Origin of the sequence: Vitreimonas flagellata, assembly GCF_004634425.1 — a bacterium.
Lineage (GTDB): Bacteria > Pseudomonadota > Alphaproteobacteria > Caulobacterales > Aquidulcibacteraceae > Vitreimonas > Vitreimonas flagellata.
The window spans coordinates 102,198-119,601 of record NZ_SBJL01000003.1; the positions used below are offsets into that span (position 1 = coordinate 102,198).

General features: G+C 63.4%; 21 protein-coding genes. 16 read left to right on the forward strand and 5 right to left on the reverse strand.

Annotated elements, in window-relative coordinates; genetic code table 11:
- The first annotated feature begins 183 nt into the window (after nucleotides 1-183).
- The 4 genes from mtgA (at nucleotide 184) to EPJ54_RS13305 (ending at nucleotide 2,390) form a co-directional block, all read left to right on the forward strand.
- Nucleotides 184-900 carry a monofunctional biosynthetic peptidoglycan transglycosylase gene (mtgA, locus tag EPJ54_RS13290; RefSeq protein WP_420823042.1) on the forward strand — a complete coding sequence of 239 codons (717 nt, stop codon included), beginning with the start codon at nucleotides 184-186 and terminating at the stop codon, nucleotides 898-900.
- 107 nt (nucleotides 901-1,007) lie between these two features.
- Nucleotides 1,008-1,271 carry a hypothetical protein gene (locus EPJ54_RS13295; RefSeq protein ID WP_135212229.1) on the forward strand — a complete coding sequence of 88 codons (264 nt, stop codon included), beginning with the start codon at nucleotides 1,008-1,010 and terminating at the stop codon, nucleotides 1,269-1,271.
- Nucleotides 1,272-1,329: 58 nt separating this feature from the next.
- The gene (locus EPJ54_RS13300) at nucleotides 1,330-1,842 is read left to right on the forward strand and encodes a rhodanese-like domain-containing protein (protein WP_135212230.1); all 513 of its coding nucleotides are present in this window, start codon (nucleotides 1,330-1,332) and stop codon (nucleotides 1,840-1,842) included.
- Between the two features lie 47 nt (nucleotides 1,843-1,889).
- Complete coding sequence (locus EPJ54_RS13305; RefSeq protein ID WP_135212231.1) at nucleotides 1,890-2,390, forward strand: DUF3828 domain-containing protein; 501 nt, start codon at nucleotides 1,890-1,892, stop codon at nucleotides 2,388-2,390.
- Between the two features lie 3 nt (nucleotides 2,391-2,393).
- On the opposite strand, the gene EPJ54_RS13310 is transcribed toward EPJ54_RS13305, so the two are convergent.
- The 3 genes from EPJ54_RS13310 to EPJ54_RS13320 all read right to left on the reverse strand — a co-directional run bounded on the left by EPJ54_RS13310 (nucleotide 2,394) and on the right by EPJ54_RS13320 (nucleotide 4,411).
- The gene (locus EPJ54_RS13310; RefSeq protein ID WP_135212232.1) at nucleotides 2,394-2,774 is read right to left on the reverse strand and encodes a DUF2541 family protein; all 381 of its coding nucleotides are present in this window, start codon (nucleotides 2,772-2,774) and stop codon (nucleotides 2,394-2,396) included.
- Between the two features lie 93 nt (nucleotides 2,775-2,867).
- Nucleotides 2,868-3,554 carry a tetratricopeptide repeat protein gene (locus EPJ54_RS13315; RefSeq protein ID WP_135212233.1) on the reverse strand — a complete coding sequence of 229 codons (687 nt, stop codon included), beginning with the start codon at nucleotides 3,552-3,554 and terminating at the stop codon, nucleotides 2,868-2,870.
- Nucleotides 3,555-3,649: 95 nt separating this feature from the next.
- Nucleotides 3,650-4,411 carry an alpha/beta hydrolase gene (locus EPJ54_RS13320; protein WP_135212234.1) on the reverse strand — a complete coding sequence of 254 codons (762 nt, stop codon included), beginning with the start codon at nucleotides 4,409-4,411 and terminating at the stop codon, nucleotides 3,650-3,652.
- Nucleotides 4,412-4,540: 129 nt separating this feature from the next.
- Between EPJ54_RS13320 and EPJ54_RS13325 the strand changes: the two genes are divergently transcribed.
- The 5 genes from EPJ54_RS13325 (at nucleotide 4,541) to EPJ54_RS13345 (ending at nucleotide 8,687) form a co-directional block, all read left to right on the forward strand.
- Entirely contained in the window at nucleotides 4,541-5,716 is a 1,176-nt protein-coding gene (locus EPJ54_RS13325) for a glycosyltransferase family 4 protein (RefSeq protein ID WP_239590927.1), read from the forward strand.
- 40 nt (nucleotides 5,717-5,756) lie between these two features.
- Nucleotides 5,757-6,770 (forward strand): glycosyltransferase family 9 protein, encoded by a 1,014-nt coding sequence (locus tag EPJ54_RS13330; RefSeq protein WP_135212236.1) that lies wholly within the window; start codon nucleotides 5,757-5,759, stop codon nucleotides 6,768-6,770.
- A gap of 64 nt (nucleotides 6,771-6,834) precedes the next feature.
- A complete protein-coding gene (gene infC, locus EPJ54_RS13335; protein ID WP_135212237.1) occupies nucleotides 6,835-7,413 on the forward strand; it encodes a translation initiation factor IF-3 in 579 nt (192 codons plus the stop codon).
- Between the two features lie 123 nt (nucleotides 7,414-7,536).
- Nucleotides 7,537-8,232, forward strand: a complete 696-nt coding sequence (locus tag EPJ54_RS13340; RefSeq protein WP_239590928.1) for an HAD family acid phosphatase — start codon at nucleotides 7,537-7,539, stop codon at nucleotides 8,230-8,232.
- Nucleotides 8,233-8,255: 23 nt separating this feature from the next.
- Nucleotides 8,256-8,687 (forward strand): hypothetical protein, encoded by a 432-nt coding sequence (locus EPJ54_RS13345; RefSeq protein WP_135212238.1) that lies wholly within the window; start codon nucleotides 8,256-8,258, stop codon nucleotides 8,685-8,687.
- On the opposite strand, the gene EPJ54_RS13350 is transcribed toward EPJ54_RS13345, so the two are convergent.
- Nucleotides 8,684-9,106 carry a hypothetical protein gene (locus tag EPJ54_RS13350; RefSeq protein WP_135212239.1) on the reverse strand — a complete coding sequence of 141 codons (423 nt, stop codon included), beginning with the start codon at nucleotides 9,104-9,106 and terminating at the stop codon, nucleotides 8,684-8,686. The two genes, EPJ54_RS13345 and EPJ54_RS13350, sit on opposite strands and share 4 nt — an antisense overlap.
- Before the next feature lie 209 nt (nucleotides 9,107-9,315).
- Here EPJ54_RS13350 and rpmI point away from each other — a divergent pair, with 209 nt between their 5' ends.
- The 7 genes from rpmI to EPJ54_RS13385 all read left to right on the forward strand — a co-directional run bounded on the left by rpmI (nucleotide 9,316) and on the right by EPJ54_RS13385 (nucleotide 15,339).
- Nucleotides 9,316-9,519: a 50S ribosomal protein L35 gene (rpmI, locus tag EPJ54_RS13355; RefSeq protein ID WP_135212240.1), complete on the forward strand. Its 204-nt coding sequence runs from the start codon at nucleotides 9,316-9,318 to the stop codon at nucleotides 9,517-9,519.
- Between the two features lie 33 nt (nucleotides 9,520-9,552).
- On the forward strand, nucleotides 9,553-9,909 hold the full coding sequence (rplT, locus tag EPJ54_RS13360) for a 50S ribosomal protein L20 (RefSeq protein WP_135212241.1): 357 nt from the start codon (nucleotides 9,553-9,555) through the stop codon (nucleotides 9,907-9,909).
- Between the two features lie 156 nt (nucleotides 9,910-10,065).
- Nucleotides 10,066-11,151, forward strand: a complete 1,086-nt coding sequence (pheS, locus tag EPJ54_RS13365; RefSeq protein ID WP_135212242.1) for a phenylalanine--tRNA ligase subunit alpha — start codon at nucleotides 10,066-10,068, stop codon at nucleotides 11,149-11,151.
- Nucleotides 11,151-11,633 (forward strand): DUF4760 domain-containing protein, encoded by a 483-nt coding sequence (locus tag EPJ54_RS13370; RefSeq protein WP_135212243.1) that lies wholly within the window; start codon nucleotides 11,151-11,153, stop codon nucleotides 11,631-11,633. The genes pheS and EPJ54_RS13370 overlap by 1 nt, the downstream gene beginning before the upstream one ends.
- The gene (gene pheT, locus EPJ54_RS13375) at nucleotides 11,630-14,023 is read left to right on the forward strand and encodes a phenylalanine--tRNA ligase subunit beta (protein WP_135212244.1); all 2,394 of its coding nucleotides are present in this window, start codon (nucleotides 11,630-11,632) and stop codon (nucleotides 14,021-14,023) included. The genes EPJ54_RS13370 and pheT overlap by 4 nt, the downstream gene beginning before the upstream one ends.
- A gap of 106 nt (nucleotides 14,024-14,129) precedes the next feature.
- Entirely contained in the window at nucleotides 14,130-14,453 is a 324-nt protein-coding gene (gene sugE / locus EPJ54_RS13380; RefSeq protein ID WP_135212245.1) for a quaternary ammonium compound efflux SMR transporter SugE, read from the forward strand.
- Between the two features lie 55 nt (nucleotides 14,454-14,508).
- Nucleotides 14,509-15,339 (forward strand): ion transporter, encoded by an 831-nt coding sequence (locus EPJ54_RS13385; RefSeq protein ID WP_135212246.1) that lies wholly within the window; start codon nucleotides 14,509-14,511, stop codon nucleotides 15,337-15,339.
- On the opposite strand, the gene EPJ54_RS13390 is transcribed toward EPJ54_RS13385, so the two are convergent.
- A complete protein-coding gene (locus tag EPJ54_RS13390) occupies nucleotides 15,333-17,348 on the reverse strand; it encodes a beta-propeller domain-containing protein (protein WP_135212247.1) in 2,016 nt (671 codons plus the stop codon). The two genes, EPJ54_RS13385 and EPJ54_RS13390, sit on opposite strands and share 7 nt — an antisense overlap.
- Nucleotides 17,349-17,404: the final 56 nt, after the last annotated feature.

Below are 17,404 nucleotides of genomic sequence, written 5' to 3' on the forward strand. Positions count from 1 at the left end.
GACGATCCCGAGGACCGCCAGCCGGAAGAGCCGCGCGCGCCCGAACCCCAATACGAACCGCCGCAGCGCGCGGAGGAAAGCCTGTTCGGTGAACCCGATATTCCGATGCCGCCGCAGCGGCGTCCGGGTGATCGCCAGCGCGCGCGCGACGCACGCACCAATCTCGACCTCGATCTCGGCCGCATCAAACGCCGCAAGCGTTTCGGTTTGGTGATCACCACGATCAGCGTGCTCTTTATCGCGTTCGTGTTGCTGCCGGTGACGTGGGCCGGCGCGTATCTTTTCTTCGATCCGCCTTCGACCATGCTGATGATGCAGCGCGCGGCGGAAGGCCAAACCATTCGTCACTATCCGATCCCGCTCAATCGCATGTCGCCGCACATCGTGCGCGCGGTGATTGCGGCGGAGGACGCGAATTTCTGCTCGCATCACGGCTTCGACGTCGAAGCCATCCAAGACGCGATGGAATCCAACCAACGCGGCGGCGCTGTGCGCGGCGCCTCCACCATCTCTCAGCAAACAGCGAAGAACCTCTTCCTCTGGCCGGATCGCTCCTGGGTGCGCAAAGGCTTCGAAACGTATTTCACGGCTTTGATCGAATTCATGTGGCCGAAGCGTCGGATCATGGAAGCGTATCTCAACGCCGCCGAATGGGGTGACGGCAATTTCGGCATCGAGGCCGCGGCGCGGGCGCGTTTCGGCGTCTCCGCCGCAGACCTCACGCCGCTGCAAGCCGCGCGTCTCGCCGCCGTACTGCCCAGCCCCAATCGCTGGAGCGCTGACAATCCGGGCCCTTACGTACGCCGCCGCGCGGCGACGCTGGTGCAGCGCGCCCGCGTTGTCCGCAATGAGCGCACCGCATCCTGCGTGCTGCTCATGGATCGTCCAGAAGGCCAGTGATCGTCGAGAATTGAGCTATCCACGGTGCACCGCCCGCTTGCCGGGGCCGGCGGAGCGTGGAACAAGCCGCGCAGGGGCGGCGGGACGGAGTAACCTGCTTGGATGGGATGCGGCTGATACTGAGCACCGTGGCGTTCGCGGGCATGGTCGCTTTGTGCGTACTGGGCTGGGATTATGGCGGCGTTGGCGGCCTGATCGGCGCGGGGCTTGGCTTCGTGCTGCGCCTGGGCGGCCGCGGTCTCGATTGGGGCGAGCGGCTCGGCAACGCCTATGTCGGCGCTTTGATGGGCATGCCAGTCGGCTTGCTGCTCGGCGGCTTCTTCGCCCTGGGCGGGCCTTATATTTTGCGCGCCGTCGGCGGAGCGTCGTGATCCAGCCGTAAATCCTCCGCAAACGCGGCGCGAACTCTCGATCTTCGGGAGGTGTGCGATGCGTCGTCTCATGACCGCACTAGCGTTTGGCGCCATCGCGTTGACGGCGACGGCCGTCGCGCAAGAAAAGCTTCAACCAACCAATAACGCCCAGATCGATTATCGCGGCTTCCGCGGTTTGACGCGCGACGTCGAGCAAGTGCGCGAACAGCGGCTCGTCTCGCACGCCGAATTCGAGCGCATGGCGCGCGAACCGAACACGATCATTCTCGATGCGCGTTCCGCCAACGCATACGCGCGCGGCCACATCGATGGCGCTGTGAATTTGCCATTCACCGATTTCACCGATGCGAGCCTCGCAAGCGTGTTGCGCGATCCGAACGTGCGCATCCTGATTTATTGCAACAACAATTTCTCGAACAACGCTGAGCCGGTGATCCTCAAGCGCGTCGAACTCGCGCTCAACATCCAGACCTTCATCAATCTCTACGGCTACGGCTATCGCAACGTTTATGAGCTCTCGGACGTCGTGGATTTCAACGATCCCGCCGTGCGTTGGGTGGCGAGCTAGCTTCGCTGGGCGCATTGCGCCATGTTCGCGCGAACGTGGAGGATGAGATGCGCAGACGTAATCTGGTGTTGGGTTTTGCCGCTGTTGCCGCACTTGCAGCCTGCGAACGTGAGCCGGCGAAAGTGGAGACTCCGCCTGCGACGGATACAGGTGTTGCGCGCGCCGTCACCGATCCGGCGAGCGTGGTGGTGCGCTTCTACGACCCGTATCTCGCACCCGACGGACAGATACCGCCGCTAATGGAAGCCGCGCCCTGGTCGACGCAGATGAACGCTGATCTGCAAGCCATGTTCCAGCGCTCGCAGGCGCAAGGCGAGCCGATCCTCGATTTCGATCCGATCATCGACGCGCAGGATTATCAGCTGAGCGATGTGCGCACCGCGACCGAAGGCATCGTCGAAGGCAGCCACGCGAGTGTGCGCGCGAGCTTCACCAACGCCGGCCAGCACGAGGAAGTGCTCTACGACCTCGTGTGGCAGGACGATCGCTGGAAGGTGGACAATGTGCGCACCGCCGAATGGGACTTGCGCACGATTATCCGGGGCTAGCGCTTACTCCGCGAACAACCGCACCGTTGCGTGGCGGCGGCGGAAGCTGGTTTCCTCGTACACCATCGAGACCGATGTGATGTTGCGGTCGTCGCCATTCAAGTCGATGGCGCGGGTGCATTCGCCCGGATTGATGCGCTGGCGCACGCTCACGTCTTGGTGGCCGCCATTGGCGAAGCGCACGTCAAGGTCGATGAGGTGCACCGGTTGGCGATAGACGCAGAGCCGGATGCGCTCGAATTGACGTGGGCCCTCGACGACGATGGTGTCGCGTTCGGTGCGGTCGCGCACATCGCGCGTACCAACCAAATCCCACGCGAAGGCGGGGCCCGCCGTGGCGGCCAGCGCCATCACGGCGCCCAAGATATAAGCTTTCAAATTCACGTTCGTGCCTCCCAAGACACTCGGCCTCGCAGGAGACTAAACGGGCGCGCGCCTGTAATCCGTCGCGATCTTTAGCGAAAACCCAAAATGGGCCTATTGCATCATCACCGGTTCGCCGGTGCGGCGGCTTTCGCGGACGTGGCCAAGGATCAGATAATTATCCACGTTGCTCGGCTCGGCCGTGACGGCGGCCTGAGCGTCAGCCTCGGCCAAATCCCATGCGCGCTGCTGCAAGCGGGCGGCCGCGCGCAGGCGCAGCGCCAACGGGTCGTTGGCGCGGATGTCGAGTGCGCGGGAGAGGTCTTCCTCGGCTGAGCGCCACTCTGCTTCCATCGCATAAGCGCGCGAGCGGTCGATGAGCAGGTCAGGCAATTGCGTTGGGTCGGTTTCCATAATCGCGATGCCGCGCGTGAAGGAGGAGCGGGCGCGGCCCGGCTCGCGCGCGAGCAACCACGCATTGCCGGCTTGGCTGAAAAGTTCAGCGCGCAGGCCCGTGTCGATTGGGTTGAGCGCCATCGCGAGCGAGTCCAAACGGCGCGCGCCTTCATCGTTGCGGTTCTGGCCGATCAGAGCCATCGCCGCGCAGCGAAAGGCGTAGACCGATTGTGCTTCTGACGCCCACGCCATCGCTTCCTCGTATGCGCGCTCAGCGTCCGCATCGATTTGCTGCACGCAGGCGGCGAAGCGTTGCTGCACGTGGCTTGCGCCAGCTGATGCGGGCGCGGTGTCCGCGGCTTGCATCAGCGCGAACGGCAACAGAAGGGCTGCGATGCTCGTCATCAATTCAGATACTCCCCGCGGGCGGTCCCCGAGCCTGCTGGCCTCAGCGATGCCCGAAGCTTGGGCGGAAGCCAAGCACTTGCCTCAGACTTCGCTTAGGACGCGAGCCTATCCGCCAGTTCATTTGCGACGCCGATAAGGCGGTCGATGTCCTCAGGGCGCGACAGGCGATGGTCGCCGTCGGGGATGAGATCGAAGCGCAGGTCCGGGCTTTGGATGAGCTTTGAGAGCGCTTCGGCGTGCGCGGCCGGCACGTCCGGATCGCGCCCGCCCTGAAGAATGCGGACAGGGCCGGCGAAGGGGATGGGGCCGTCCATGAGCAAATGCTTGCGCCCGTCCTCGATCAGCTGGCGCGTGATCATGTAGGGCTCAGGGTCGTAAGCCGACGGCCGCTCCCAGCGACCCGTCTCCTCGATCTCGCGGCGCACCTCGGGCGGAAACGACGCCCACATGAGTCGCTCGGTGAAATCCGCCGCTGGCGCGATCAGCAACAGGCCAGCGATTCGCTGCGGCCGGGCGCGACTTGCTAACAGGCTGATCCAGCCGCCCATGGACGAGCCGACCAGCACGAGTGGGCCTTCTGTGACCTGATCGATGATCCCCAGCGCATCGCCGGCCCACGCCCCGATTGTGCCGTCCGTGAACGCGCCATCGGATTGGCCATGCCCAGAATAATCAAAGCGCACAAAACCTTGGTCGCGCAGCTTCGCCCATTCGGCCAAGGCCTGCGCCTTTGTGCCGGTCATGTCGGACTTGAACCCGCCGCACCACACGAAGGTCGGCTGCGCTCCGGCCTGGCGTTCGAACGCCAAGCGCAGGCCTTCGTGTGCAATGGCCTCGATTTGGCCGAATGGCATCGCTCTACTCCAGATCGATTTGGCGACGTCGAAAGCGCCTCGTTAACGAATCCAAGCGCCTAATTAATCAAATCCGTTACCAAACATCGGCTTAGCCGACACAGGCGAAATTCGGCGAGCGGCAAAGCATTGCAAGAAGGTCACATCCTGACAGTTCTGCAAGTTACCCCTGAGCTTAGTGCTGGCGGGGTCGAGCGGACCACGCTTGAAATGGCGGAGGCGATCAGCCGCGCCGGGGGGCTCGCTTTGGTCGCTAGCGCCGGCGGCCGCCTTGAGCCGGACCTCAGGGCGGCCGGCGGCGAGTTGATCCAACTCCCCGCCGCCACAAAAAATCCGATCACCGCGATTTCGAACGCATTCGCCATGGCCAAGGTCGTGCGCGAGCGCGGCGTGCAGATCGTGCATGCGCGATCGCGGGCGCCAGCGTGGAGCGCGCTCGCCGCGGCGCGCATGACCAGGACGCCGTTCCTGACGACGTTCCACGGCATCTACAACGCGCGCTCGTCGCTGAAGCGCCTCTACAATTCGGTGATGGCGCGCGGCGATCTTGTGATCGCCAACTCGGAATACACGCGCCAGCACGTGATCAAACAGTACAACATCGATCCCGCGCGCGTGATCGCCATTCCGCGCGGCGTCGATCTCGAACACTTCGATCCCGTGCGGATTAAGCCGGACGACATAGCCACATTGCGGTCGCAATGGGGTCTTGCCGAGAACGATAAACGCATTGTTTTTATCATTCCAGCGCGCCTTACACGTTGGAAAGGGCATTTGGTTTTGATCGAAGCGATCAAGCACATTGAAGCCAAACGCCCCGGCGCGCTGAAGCTGATTATTGCTGGCGATGCGCAAGGGCGGCGCGGTTACCACGAAGCAATCGTTACGAACATTGAAGCCAATAAACTGCAGGATGTTGTGGCGGTCGTAGGCCATGTGAGGCAGATGCCTCTGGCGTTCGCCGCATCCGACGTCGCCGTGTTCCCTTCAATAGAGCCGGAAGCGTTTGGTCGAGGCGCTGTGGAAGCGCAAGCGATGGGCGTGCCGGTTATTGCGTCCAATCTCGGCGGTTTCACTGAAACCGTGGTGGAGGGTGAAACAGGGTTTCTTGTCCCGGCTGGGAATGTCACGGCGCTTGCAACAGCGATGGAGCGTTTCATCGATCTGGCGCCTGAGACTCGCGTCAAAATGGGACAGAAGGGACGTGACCGCGCGCAGGCGCTCTATTCGAAAGAAGCCCTGCAAACGGCCACATTAGCGGTTTACGAACGGCTCTTGCGCGAAGCGAAAGAGCGGAAAACATAAGAGAGCGGCGCAGATTGGGCGCGTCGAGGAGAGACAGGGAATGATCTGGCGCAAGTCAGCTTCCGAAGGCGAAACGAACAGCGTGAACCGCGTGCTGGTGATTCAGCTCGGCGGCGTCGCCTCGTTTCTGCAAGCGCTCGCTGCGGTGAAGCTCATTCGTGAGCGCCACGTCGGCGCGCGTTTCACCTTGCTCACGACCGAAGCCACCAAAGAGCTGGCGGAGAAGTCGCCGTATTTCGACGCGGTCGAGGCCGACGGCAAGCCGACTGAGCCACAAGCGATCACCAAGCTCATCGCGCGCATCCGTGCGGCCAAGTACGACATGATCTACGATCTCGAAGGATCGAGCCGCACCAACAATTATTTCCAAGGTTTGCGTCCGTGGCCGCCGAAATGGTCGGGGCCGATCGCGGGCGCCAGCCACGCCTATCTCGACCCGAACCGCAACGATCTGCATCCGATGCTGCGCCTCGCGGGCCAGCTCAACGCCGCCGGCATTCCGGTGAGCGGGCCGCTTGAGCCGGATCTTTCGTGGCTGCGCCAAACGCTGCGCGACGCGCCCCGTCTGCGCCCCGATTATTTTGGCATCCACGGTCGCTACGTATTGCTTTTGCCGCGCGGCTCGAAAGCTGATCCAGGCCGCTGCTGGCCGGAAGAGAAATACATCGACCTCGCCAAGCGCATCTCCCGCAACGGCGTGACCCCGGTCGTGCTGGGCGGCGCCGATGAGCGGAATGTGGGCGCGGCGATCGCCAAGGAGGTCGCGAGCGCCAAGAACCTCGTCACTCGTCCGGACCTCTTCCAATGCATCGGCTTGGCGGAGCGCGCCTCGTTCGCGGTGGGGGATGATGTCGAGCTGATGCACGTGGCCGCCGCCGCTGGCACGCCGAGCCTCGTGTTCCTGTCCTCGCTGCACCGTCCCGATTTGGCCGCCCCGAAGGGCAAGGGCGGGGTGGTGGAATTCACCGCTGCGGTCATTGCCGACCTCCCGGTGGACCAAGTTGAGCGCCAATTGCGCAATTGCGGCGTGTTTCGCGAAGCCCAGACGGCTTGATAGATAGCCCCGCACAAGCGATATTAATGAGGTCGAGTCTGCGCTCTCACGGGCGCGGGCAAGCATGCTTTTATCAACAGCTACAGGAGAAGGCCCGATAGCCAGACGTCCATACGCCGCGCCCCCGCCATCCAAAGATGGCCCGCGCGTCAACGAGGATATTCGCGGAACCCCGCGTGTCCTCCTCATCGATGCAGACGGTGAGAAGCAGGGCGAGATGCCCATTGGCGCGGCGCTCGACGCCGCCCGTGAAGCCGGCCTCGATCTGGTCGAGGTTGCGCCGAACTCGAATCCGCCCGTCTGCAAAATCCTTGATTACGGCAAGTTCCGCTTCGAGGAGCAAAAGAAGAAGGCCGAGACGCGTAAGAAGGCCAAGCGGGTCGAACTGAAGGAAATCAAGGTTCGCCCGAACATCGACGACCACGATTACGAAGTGAAGATGAAGGCCATTCATCGCTTCTTCGAAGAAGGCGACAAGGTGAAGGTCACCCTACGCTTCCGTGGCCGCGAGATGCAGCACACCAATCTCGGTATGGATCTGCTTGATCGCATGCGCAACGAACTCGACGGCATCGCCAAGGTCGAGCACGAGCCGCGCTTCGAAGGCCGCCAGGTCGTCATGGTGATGGCGCCGCGCGCGTAACGCGAGCGCTCAACTCCCAAAACCGAACGCGCCGGTCCGATAGGCCGGCGCGTTTTGTTTGGTCGATGACGTTTCGATGACACTTTGTTGACAGCGCGCCGCGACAGGCCTGAATAGCGCGCCATGATGATCAAACGCTCTTTCCTCGCCGCGCTTTTATTGCTGGCCGCCTGCGCGACAGCGCCAGCCGCGCCGCAAAGCGCACAGCTCATGAACCTCACCGAGCTGAAGGAGCAGCTCGAGGAATACCACGATAGCGGCGCCTACGAGCGCGACGTCGCAGTGGTGGCGGAGGAGGCGCGCGCTTGGATCGTGCAGCGCGCTCCGCAAGTGCAGCGCCCCGCGATCGTGTTCGACATCGATGAAACCACGATCTCAAACTGGTCGCGCACGCGCGCCAACGACTACGGCTATTTCACCGATGGCCCATGCGATCGCCTGCCGCGCGGCCCGTGCGGCGCACACGCTTATGAAGACGCTGGGCTTGGCGATGCGATCGCCCCGATGCTGGCGACGTACCAAGCCGCGCGTGAAACGGGCGTCGCCGTCTTCTTCATCACAGGTCGTCGCGAAGAGCGTCGCGCCGGCACCGAGGCGAATCTCCGCCGCGTCGGCTACACCGAATGGACCGAACTCGTGCTGCGCCCCGCAACCGGCCCGCACACACCCGCCGCCGAATACAAAGGCCCGCAACGCGCGCGCATCGAAAGCATGGGCTATACGATCATCGCAAATATTGGTGATCAGCAAAGCGATCTCGACGGCGGCCACGCTGAACGCACATTCTTGGTGCCCAACCCATATTATCGGATCCATTAGGGTTCCGAGCCGAAGGAGTTGGCATGCGCGCGTTTCTGATTTCAGCCTTGTTGCTTGTGGGCTGCGCGTCGGCGCCTGCCGCTGAGCCGCCGGCGGCGAACCTGCCGCAACATATCCGCGAGGATTTGGCCCAGCGCGATGCGGCGCTGGCCGAAGCCGGTGTCGTCGTCGCGCGCATCAACGAGAGCGCCAATCTCGGTGATGGCTTGGTCGTACGCCCGTTCGCGGTGCTGGAAGATAGCCGTTGCCCGCAAAACGCACGCTGCGTGTGGGCTGGCCGTTTGCGTTTGAACCTCGTCGTCGAAGGCGTTGGCGAACGCGAAATCATCTTGGGCGAAGAGGCGGTGCAAACGCCGCGCGGCGCATTCGAGTTGGTCGCGGTGTCGCCCGGCCCGTGGACCGATTGGCCCGAAGGCGCGATGCCGGCTTATCGCTTCGGCTTTAAGCGCGCCTAGCCGCGCGTGAAGCGGCGGCGCCTGGTCATGATCGTCATGTTGACGAGCAGCAGCACCAGCGCCACGCCAAAGCCAATCGCATTGATCAGCGGCGCCCGCTCGGCATTGGCTGCGATGAAAGACTGAGCGCGCTCTGCCGCGCCTTCGCGCAGCGCAGCCTCCTGGGCGGCCTTCGCTTGCTCGCCGGCAAAGCCGAAATCCACATTCGGCGGTAGGCCAACCGCCGCGACGCTCACACCGCCAACGGGCGGCAGGCGGGAGGGCGCGTAGATCAGGTGTGTGCCGAACGCGAGCGCGATGGTCGCCAAAATGGCCATCAGCCAACGCGAGCCGGCAATGGCGCTGATCGAGTTCGTGACCTTCGTCCGCTCGGCCCGGAAGATGGCCTTGGCTTCGTCGAGGTTCTTCGGCGTCTGCATCCGCTACTCCCAGCTGGGTTAACCTAGCCCGGTCGGGCGGGGCGGGGGAGCTAAAAATCGGGCGCCTAAGCGCGCTGCGGCCCCATTGCCCGTATCGGGGCCCCATGCTATCAGCCCCGCCTTCTTGGGTGGCCCGGCCTGTACGGCATGCCGTGGCGACCCCTTTTGGCGTGGGTTTCGGCCCGCGCTTCTATCCAAACGAGGATGAAATGCCGAAACTGAAGACCAAGAGCGGCGTGAAAAAGCGCTTCAAGCTCACGGCCTCGGGCAAAGTGAAGGCCGGCGCCGCCGGCAAGCGCCACCGTCTGATCAGCCACAAAGCCAAGTACATTCGTCAGAACCGCGGCACGTCCCTGCTGGCCAAGCCAGATGCGGATCGCGTGAAGCTGTGGATTCCTTACGGCCTCGACTGAGCGCCGCCACCCTTATTTTGACGGAGTACAGTCATGGCACGCGTTAAGGGCGGCGTTACCGCTCATGCCCGCCACAAGAAAGTTCTGAAGAAGGCGAAGGGCTATTATGGCCGTCGCTCGAACACCTTCCGCACCGCGAACGCCGCAGTCGAGAAGGCCGGTCTCTATGCGTATCGCGACCGCAAGGCCAAGAAGCGCAGCTTCCGCGCCCTTTGGATCGTGCGCATCAACGCGGCTGTCCGCGAAGAAGGCCTCACGTATTCTCGATTTATCAGCGGGCTGGCGAAAGCGGGCATCGAGCTCGACCGCAAGGTCATGGCTGATATCGCGATGAACCAGCCCGAAGCTTTCAAAGGCCTGATCACTCAGGCCAAGAGCGCGCTGGCTTAAGGACGTCGAAAGTCAGCGCTTCGCCTTCCTCCCCCGCGTGCGGGGGAGGTCCCGAGCGAAGCGAGGGGGAGGGGGAAAGTCCGGCGCGATTTGCGCCCGCCCCTCTCAGTCACGCTTCGCGTGACGCTCTCCGTTCGGGGAGCCAGGACGTTCGATATGACCGCGACTACCGATCTCGAAACGCTTGAACGCGATCTGCTTGCGCGCGTGGGCGCCGCCAATGATGAGGCGGCGCTTGAAGCGCTGCGCGTTGAGGCGCTTGGCAAGCAGGGCAGCATTTCCGCGCTGATGAAGAACCTCGGCTCCATGAGCCCTGAGGCGCGCAAGGAATTTGGTCCGAAGCTCAATGGCCTGAAGGATCGCGTCACCGAAGCGATCGTCGTGAAGAAGGCGACGCTCGCTGAAGCCGCACTCGATGCGCAACTGAAGGCCGAAGCGGTCGACGTCACACTGCCGCCGGTGAAGCCGCGGCTCGGCACGATCCATCCCGTTAGCCAGGTGATGGAAGAGCTGGCGCAAATCTTCGGCGAGATGGGCTTCTCGGTTGAAGAAGGTCCGGACATCGAAACTGACTTCAACAATTTCACCGCGCTCAACTTCCCTCCGAAGCATCCAGCGCGCGAAACGCACGACACCTTCTTCATGGACGCACGCGACGAGCGCGGCGATCGCAAAGTGCTGCGCACGCATACCTCGCCCGTTCAGGTGCGCACGATGCTGAAGCAGAAGCCGCCGATCCGCATGATCTGCATGGGCCGCACTTTCCGCAAAGATAGCGACGCCACGCACACGCCGATGTTCCACCAGATCGAAGGCCTCGTCATCGACGAGACTTCGACGATGGCTGATCTGAAGAGTGTGCTGATCGCCGCGATCAAAGCCTATTTCGAAGTTGACGATGTGAAGCTGCGCTTCCGCCCGCACCATTTCCCGTTCACTGAACCGAGCGCGGAAGTGGATGTTGGCTGCGATCGCTCGGGCGGTCAGATCAAGATCGGCGCCGGCGATGATTGGCTTGAAATTCTAGGCTCCGGCATGGTGCACCCGAACGTGCTCGCCAATTGCGGCATCGATCCCGAGAAATACCAAGGCTACGCCTTCGGCATGGGCATCGATCGCTTGGCCATGCTCAAATACGGCATGAACGATCTGCGCGCGTTCTTTGACGGAGATACGCGCTGGCTGAAGCATTACGGCTTTAGCCCGTATCTGCTGCCGGGCTTGGCGCAAGGATTGGGCTGATGGCCCTTGATCCGCAATTGATGAGCCAGCTTGCGCTGGCGTTCGCCGGTGCGCTGATGGGCGCGCTGTTCGGCGGCTTTGCGCGGTGGACGCAAGGCAGCCGCGAGCGTCGCTTGCGGCTGACGCTTGAGCTTTACAACGAGTTTCACTCACCTCTCTTCAACCATGTGCGGATCGTGGCGCATGAAGCGCTGGCGCACGCGCCGATGCCGGCCGCGTATGCGGCCGCCGAAGGCGAGCGCCGCGAAGCGATCGCCTCGATCGTGCACTTCTGGGAGAAGGTCGCCCAGCTGCAGCAGATTGGCGCGCTCGACGAGCGGTTGCTGCGTCGCTTCTTTGGCCAATATGCGCGCTGGTGGAGCGAGCTGCTCTGCGAAAGACAAGACGCGCTCGCCGACCCCGAATGGGGCGCGACGCTTTCGGATATCAATCTTTTGTTCGCGCGCCTGAAGCGCACGAAGCGCGAAGGATCGCGGCGATGAGATTCACTCTTTCTTGGCTCAAAGAGCATTTGGCCACCGACGCCTCGCTCGACGACATCGTCGAGCGCATGACGATGACTGGGCTTGAGGTCGAAGGTGTCGAGGACGCCGGTGCGAAGCTCGCGCCTTTCACGGTCGCCCGCATCATCAGCGCCGCAAAGCACCCGAACGCTGACAAGCTGCAAGTCTGCCAAGTCGAAACCAAGCTTGGCACGCTGGAGATCGTCTGTGGCGCGCCGAATGCGCGCGCAGGTCTCGTCACCGCATTCGCGCCGATCGGCACGTACATTCCAGGCTCCGGCATCACGCTGGAGCCGAAGCCGGTGCGCGGCGTGGTGTCGAACGGCATGCTGTGCTCAGGCGCGGAGCTTGAGCTGGATACGGATGCCGACGGCATCCTCGAACTCGATCCGGAGCTGAAGGTCGGCACGCCACTCGCGGACGCGCTGCACCTGAACGACCCGGTGATCGATATCGAAGTCACGCCGAACCGTCCCGATTGGTTGGGCGTGCACGGCATCGCCCGCGATCTTGCGGCGGCTGGCTTGGGCAAGGTGACAACGAAGCCGGTTCTGCCTGTGCCGGGCCGCTTCCCGTCGCCGGTGAAAGTGATGATAGAGAACACCGAAGCGTGTCCGATGTTCTCGGGCCGTTACATTCGTGGCGTGAAGAACGGGCCGTCGCCGGCATGGCTGCAAACGCGCTTGCGCGCTGTTGGCCTGCGTCCGCGCAACATTCTCGTCGACATCACCAACTTCATTTCGCTCGATCGCTCACGGCCGCTGCACGTCTATGACGCATCGAAGCTGAAGGGCGCAATCCACGCGCGCCTCGGGCGCGAAGGCGAAAGCTTCAAAGCGCTCGACGGCAACGTCTATGACGTGACGCCCGCCATGTGTGTGATCGCCGACGACGAGAAGGTGCTCGGCCTCGGCGGCATCATGGGCGGCGAGGAGAGCGGCTGCTCCGAGGCGACGACGGACGTCTTCCTCGAAAGCGCCTATTTCGACGCCACCCGCACGCACGCCACGGGCCGCGCAACCGGCATCGTCTCTGACGCGCAATACCGTTTCGCGCGCGGCGTAGATTCAGGATTCGTCGTCACCGGACTCGAACTCGCGACGCGGATGATCCTCGATCTCTGCGGCGGCGAAGCGAGCGAAGTGGTGGTCGCCGGCGAGGAGCCCGCACCGCCGAAGACAATCACGTTCGATCCTGATCGTGTGCATGCGCTTGCTGGCATCGATGTGAAGCCCACGCGCGTGCGTGCGATCTTGAAGGATCTTGGCTTCGAGACGAGCGCCGAGGGCCAAAGCTCGAAGAAATTGATCGTGCAGCCGCCGACCTGGCGTCGCGACGTTGAGGGTTCGGCCGATCTCGTGGAAGAGGTGGCGCGCATTGAGGGTTTCGACAAGATGCCGGCGCTTGCGCCGCCGCGCGCTGCGGGCTTCCGCGCGCCGCCCGCGAGCGTTGGCGAAAGCCGCACGCGCATTGGTCGCAGAGCCGCGGCGTCGCTCGGCTACAACGAAGCCATCACCTGGAGCTTCACGCCGCGCGCGCATGCGCAAGCGTTTGGCGGTGGTTCGGAAGAGATGCTGGTGTCGAACCCGATCGCCAGCGATCTCGATTGCATGCGGCCCTCATCTTTGCCGAACCTGCTCACCGCAGCGCAGCGCAACGCTGATCGCGGCTTCGATGATGCGCGCCTGTTCGAAGCGGGCCCGGCCTATCGCGACACGACCGAGACCGGTCAAATCCGCACCATCGCAGCCGCATGGCTCGCGCGCCCGCCGCGCCATTGGCGCGCCGCGCCGCAGCCGGACATTTTCGATGTGAAGCGCGATCTCATGATCGTGCTCGAAGCCATCGGCGCGCCGGTCGCCTCACTGCAAACCTCGAACGACGTGCCGTCGCACTGGCGCCCGGGCCGTGCTGGCGCGCTGCGTTTAGGCAATAAGCCGGTAGCGATCTTCGGCGAAATCCATCCGCGCGCGCTGAAGGCGATTGGCGTCGAAGCGCCGGCTTTGGCGTTCGAGATTTTCGTCGACGCGTTGCCGCAGCCGCGTGCGAAGGGCGGCCGCTCCAAGCCGCCGCTGGAGAAGCTCGATCTGCAACCGCTCTCGCGCGATTTCGCGTTCATTGTTGACGATGCCGTCGCCGCTGCGGACGTGGTGCGCGCTGCCATTGGCGCCGATAAGGCTTTGATCTCGGATGTGTCGCTGTTCGATGTCTATCGCGGCGAACGCATGCAGCCGGGCAAGAAGAGCCTCGCCATCGAAGTCACGCTACAGCCGCGCGAGAAGACGTTGACGGATGCCGACATCGAAGCGGTCAGCGCCAAGGTCGTGAGCGCCGTGATGAAGGCGACAGGCGGCACGCTGCGGGGTTGAACCCCGCAGTGCTTGTCCCACATGATGGGGCGCGCGGGACGACCCGTGCGCTTTTCACCCAACGGGGACGGCCCCAACATGCGCGCGAGCGCGCGGAGGAGTCGCTATGCAAGCCTGGTTGATGTTGGCCGGCGCGGGTCTGTTGGAAATCGTTTGGGCCATTGGCCTCAAATACGCCGACGGTTTCACCAAGCCTGTTCCAAGTGCGATTACGATCGCGGCGATGGCTGCCTCCATGTGGCTGCTCGCGATGGCGGCGCGCGATTTGCCGATCGGCACGGCTTACGCGATCTGGACCGGCATCGGCGCCGTGGGTGCGGCGCTCCTCGGCATTATGCTCTTCAACGAAAGCGCCAATGTCGCGCGCCTTGCCTGTATCGGCCTGATCGTAGCCGGGATCGTCGGCTTGAAACTTTCATCCCCGAGCTGAGCCCGCTTGGCCCGCCTCTCGTGCTTGTTTAAAAGTGCGCGTGAGGGGAAGGCGCATGCCTCTAATCAAACGCAAACACACGACCGCGAAAGCCTACGCGCACGATTGGCTTGAGCCAGACCAACCGGGCGGCATCAATTTCTTTTCCGGTACGATCATCGTGCTGGTGATCTTCAGCTTGTTGTCGCTGGCGCTTGAGACGGAGCTGTTGCGCGCCGATTCTGGCCTCGATCGTTCGATGCTGCCCTGGGTGCAGGCGGTGAACGTCGCTGTCGTGTGGATTTTCGCCATCGAGTTTACGTTGCGCTTTTGGTCTGAAGGTGAGAATTCCGCGCACGCTGGCGTTTCGGGGCGCATCCGCTTCTTGATGCAGCCGGTGACCATAGCCGACGTTCTGGCGTTCTTGCCCGAACTGATCGCGATGGTGTTCTTTCCGGATCATTCCAATCAACTCTTCCCGGCGCTGCGGGCGCTGCGGCTTTTCCGCTTGTTCAAGCTTGCGCGTTACGTGCCGGCGTTTGCGATCGTCGGCGCTGCCGTGCGCCGCGCCTGGGCGCCCTTGATGGCCGCACTCGCGGTGGCGGCCGCACAGCTCTACATCGCCGCGATGATGCTTTACCTGATCGAAGGCGATACTAAGCCCCAAGCCTTCGGCTCGATCGCGCGCGCGATGTGGTGGGCCGTCGTGACGCTGACGACGGTGGGCTACGGCGATGTCTATCCGGAATCGACCTGGGGCCGGATCGCTGCTGGCCTCGTGGCGCTCGCCGGCGTTGGCATCGTCGCCATGCCCACAGGTATTCTCGCGTCAGCGTTCGCGGAGGAGTTTCGCGAGCGGCACGAGGCTGAGCAACGCGCGCGGCGTGGCGAGTCTATCGATCAGTGACGTGGCGGCGGCGCAGTGAGGTTCACCCGCGCCATCTCATCGATGCGGCCATCGCGGACGCGGCCCTCGATGATCTCCGTACCCGAAAGCGCGAAGATGCGCGGGCCAATGAAGATTGGCCGCGAATTGCCATACCAATCGATGCACGAGACTTCGCACTCATAACTCGGGTGCTCGGACGCATCCTTCGTTGAAAGCTCGCCGAGCGGCGCGAGACGGTGATCGGCGGAGAGCGCGATGAAGCTCACGTCCGAAGATTCACTATCCCAGACCCAACGACCGCTGCGCCATTGCGCTTCGCCGGTCGGGATGGCGAGCGTGCCGGAGCCGTCGGCGGCGAGTGTGTAATTGAAGGCGTGCGAGCGGCCTTCGGTTTCAAAGCGCCCGGCGAGCCGGGTCGTATCGGCGACGCGCGGCGCGCCGGAGAGATCGATCACCGACATGCTGAGTGCATCGCGCGAGTGATAGCCGGTGATGATCGCGTCTTCGCCGATGCTTTCGACGCGGATCACATTGTGCGGTGCGTCGAGCGCTTGGGCGGCGCCAGGATTGCTCGACGGCACGACGACGACGCGCGCGACGACCTCCTCGACTTCGTCCTCGTCCATGTACGACGACCAGCGCGTGCGGCCGCCATAGACGAGGTGGCCTGCGGTGAAGCGGTTCTCCATCGCACTCCCCATGACGCTGGGCAGTCGCGTGAAAGCGTTCTCCGGCGCGGATTGTGGCGTCGTGCTGAAATCCGCGAGCGGGGTGGAGAAATAGCGCACCGGAGTCGTGTTATCCAATGCGTTGCAACGTGGATCGACCCATAGCGCGAGCGCGCGGAATTCGGTCGCCGTCGCCTCCATACCGAGCTGATCGTTCGGCCCGCCCCGCACGAAGAGGGCGCGCGGACGCCCCGTCGCCAAGTCGACTTGAAAGATCGCGGACGGCGTCGCACTCTGAAAACTGTTCTTCGGCCGCGCAGCGCACTCGGCCTCCTGCGCGGCGGAATTGCCGTAGCCTTCGTTCCTCGGCCAAGTCCACAGATAGAGGTGGTCGTTCGAGACGTAGAACTCGCGCGGGCGGGGGCCAGCGATGGCGGTGGTGCGACATTCCAATTCGTCGCCGGCGCGTGTGCTGCCGAGCGGGCACACAGCGATGGTGTGGAAGGTGGGATCGAAGGTCGCTTGGATCGGGCGATAGATGTTGCGCGGCGTCACGAGCGGGCGACCGATCGAGAGCTGTTCCTCTTCGTCCAATGTGCGGACGAGGCGGCGCACGCGCGGCCATTCGATGTCGTCGGCATCAAGATCGAGGTCGTCGAGCGCGACGGGCGAATAGATGACGAGATTGCCGTTGACCAAACGCGTCGCGTAATTCTCGCTGTCGTAATAATCGCCGGATGAAACGAAATAGGCGCCTTCGCGGGTGAAGCGGCCTTCGGGGCTCAGCGAGAAGATACTGAACTCCGTCGCGTCGTGATCGTAATTGTAGGACGTGGCGACGATGCGGTTCTCGTGCACGAGGATTTCATCGTACCAGGCATCCATACTGCCCTTGCGATAGATGTTGATGCGATCGGTGAGCGCGAGATCGGCGGACGACGCGCCGGTGTTGATCGAAAACAGCCGGCCGTCCTGCAGCACGATCAGGTACGGCCCGATCATCTTGACGATGTCGCCTTCGTCGACGCCTGCGGTTTGCACATTGGTGATGGCGGTGTTCACCGAAACGGGCGCCGGCGCCGAGATGCGCGAGGCCGTGACGACGACGGATTCCTCTTCGGGACAAACCTGGTCGGGCGGACAATCTGGATCGGCTATGAGCTTGCCGCCGTTTGTGGCGCGGTTGCGCGCGCGATCCGCGGCCTCAAGGTCGCGCACGTAGGCGCGAAACTCCGTTTCACCGCTGAACGGCGCAAGCGCGCCCCAAGTCGGCGGCTCGGTCGCGTTGCGCGCAATGGGCGCCGGCGTTGCGCAGGCGCCCACAAGCAAGGCCAGTCCAGTGCAGAGCCACTGACGCATGCTTCACCCTCCCAACAGGAAGGCTATCAGCGCGCGCTCATCTGGCTACCCACAAA

Excerpts from the sequence above, each read along its gene's own strand:
- EPJ54_RS13345 (WP_135212238.1), top strand. The coding sequence starts at position 8,256 with ATGCGCGCGTTTCTGATTTCAGCCTTGTTGCTTGTGGGCTGCGCGTCG.
- EPJ54_RS13330 (WP_135212236.1), top strand. The coding sequence starts at position 5,757 with ATGATCTGGCGCAAGTCAGCTTCCGAAGGCGAAACGAACAGCGTGAAC.
- EPJ54_RS13340 (WP_239590928.1), top strand. The coding sequence starts at position 7,537 with ATGATGATCAAACGCTCTTTCCTCGCCGCGCTTTTATTGCTGGCCGCC.
- EPJ54_RS13300 (WP_135212230.1), top strand. The coding sequence starts at position 1,330 with ATGCGTCGTCTCATGACCGCACTAGCGTTTGGCGCCATCGCGTTGACG.
- EPJ54_RS13315 (WP_135212233.1), bottom strand. The coding sequence starts at position 3,554 with ATGACGAGCATCGCAGCCCTTCTGTTGCCGTTCGCGCTGATGCAAGCC.
- pheS (WP_135212242.1), top strand. The coding sequence starts at position 10,066 with ATGACCGCGACTACCGATCTCGAAACGCTTGAACGCGATCTGCTTGCG.
- pheT (WP_135212244.1), top strand. The coding sequence starts at position 11,630 with ATGAGATTCACTCTTTCTTGGCTCAAAGAGCATTTGGCCACCGACGCC.
- EPJ54_RS13350 (WP_135212239.1), bottom strand. The coding sequence starts at position 9,106 with ATGCAGACGCCGAAGAACCTCGACGAAGCCAAGGCCATCTTCCGGGCC.
- infC (WP_135212237.1), top strand. The coding sequence starts at position 6,835 with ATGCTTTTATCAACAGCTACAGGAGAAGGCCCGATAGCCAGACGTCCA.
- sugE (WP_135212245.1), top strand. The coding sequence starts at position 14,130 with ATGCAAGCCTGGTTGATGTTGGCCGGCGCGGGTCTGTTGGAAATCGTT.
- EPJ54_RS13320 (WP_135212234.1), bottom strand. The coding sequence starts at position 4,411 with ATGCCATTCGGCCAAATCGAGGCCATTGCACACGAAGGCCTGCGCTTG.
- EPJ54_RS13385 (WP_135212246.1), top strand. The coding sequence starts at position 14,509 with ATGCCTCTAATCAAACGCAAACACACGACCGCGAAAGCCTACGCGCAC.
- EPJ54_RS13295 (WP_135212229.1), top strand. The coding sequence starts at position 1,008 with ATGCGGCTGATACTGAGCACCGTGGCGTTCGCGGGCATGGTCGCTTTG.
- rplT (WP_135212241.1), top strand. The coding sequence starts at position 9,553 with ATGGCACGCGTTAAGGGCGGCGTTACCGCTCATGCCCGCCACAAGAAA.
- EPJ54_RS13305 (WP_135212231.1), top strand. The coding sequence starts at position 1,890 with ATGCGCAGACGTAATCTGGTGTTGGGTTTTGCCGCTGTTGCCGCACTT.
- EPJ54_RS13390 (WP_135212247.1), bottom strand. The coding sequence starts at position 17,348 with ATGCGTCAGTGGCTCTGCACTGGACTGGCCTTGCTTGTGGGCGCCTGC.
- EPJ54_RS13370 (WP_135212243.1), top strand. The coding sequence starts at position 11,151 with ATGGCCCTTGATCCGCAATTGATGAGCCAGCTTGCGCTGGCGTTCGCC.
- rpmI (WP_135212240.1), top strand. The coding sequence starts at position 9,316 with ATGCCGAAACTGAAGACCAAGAGCGGCGTGAAAAAGCGCTTCAAGCTC.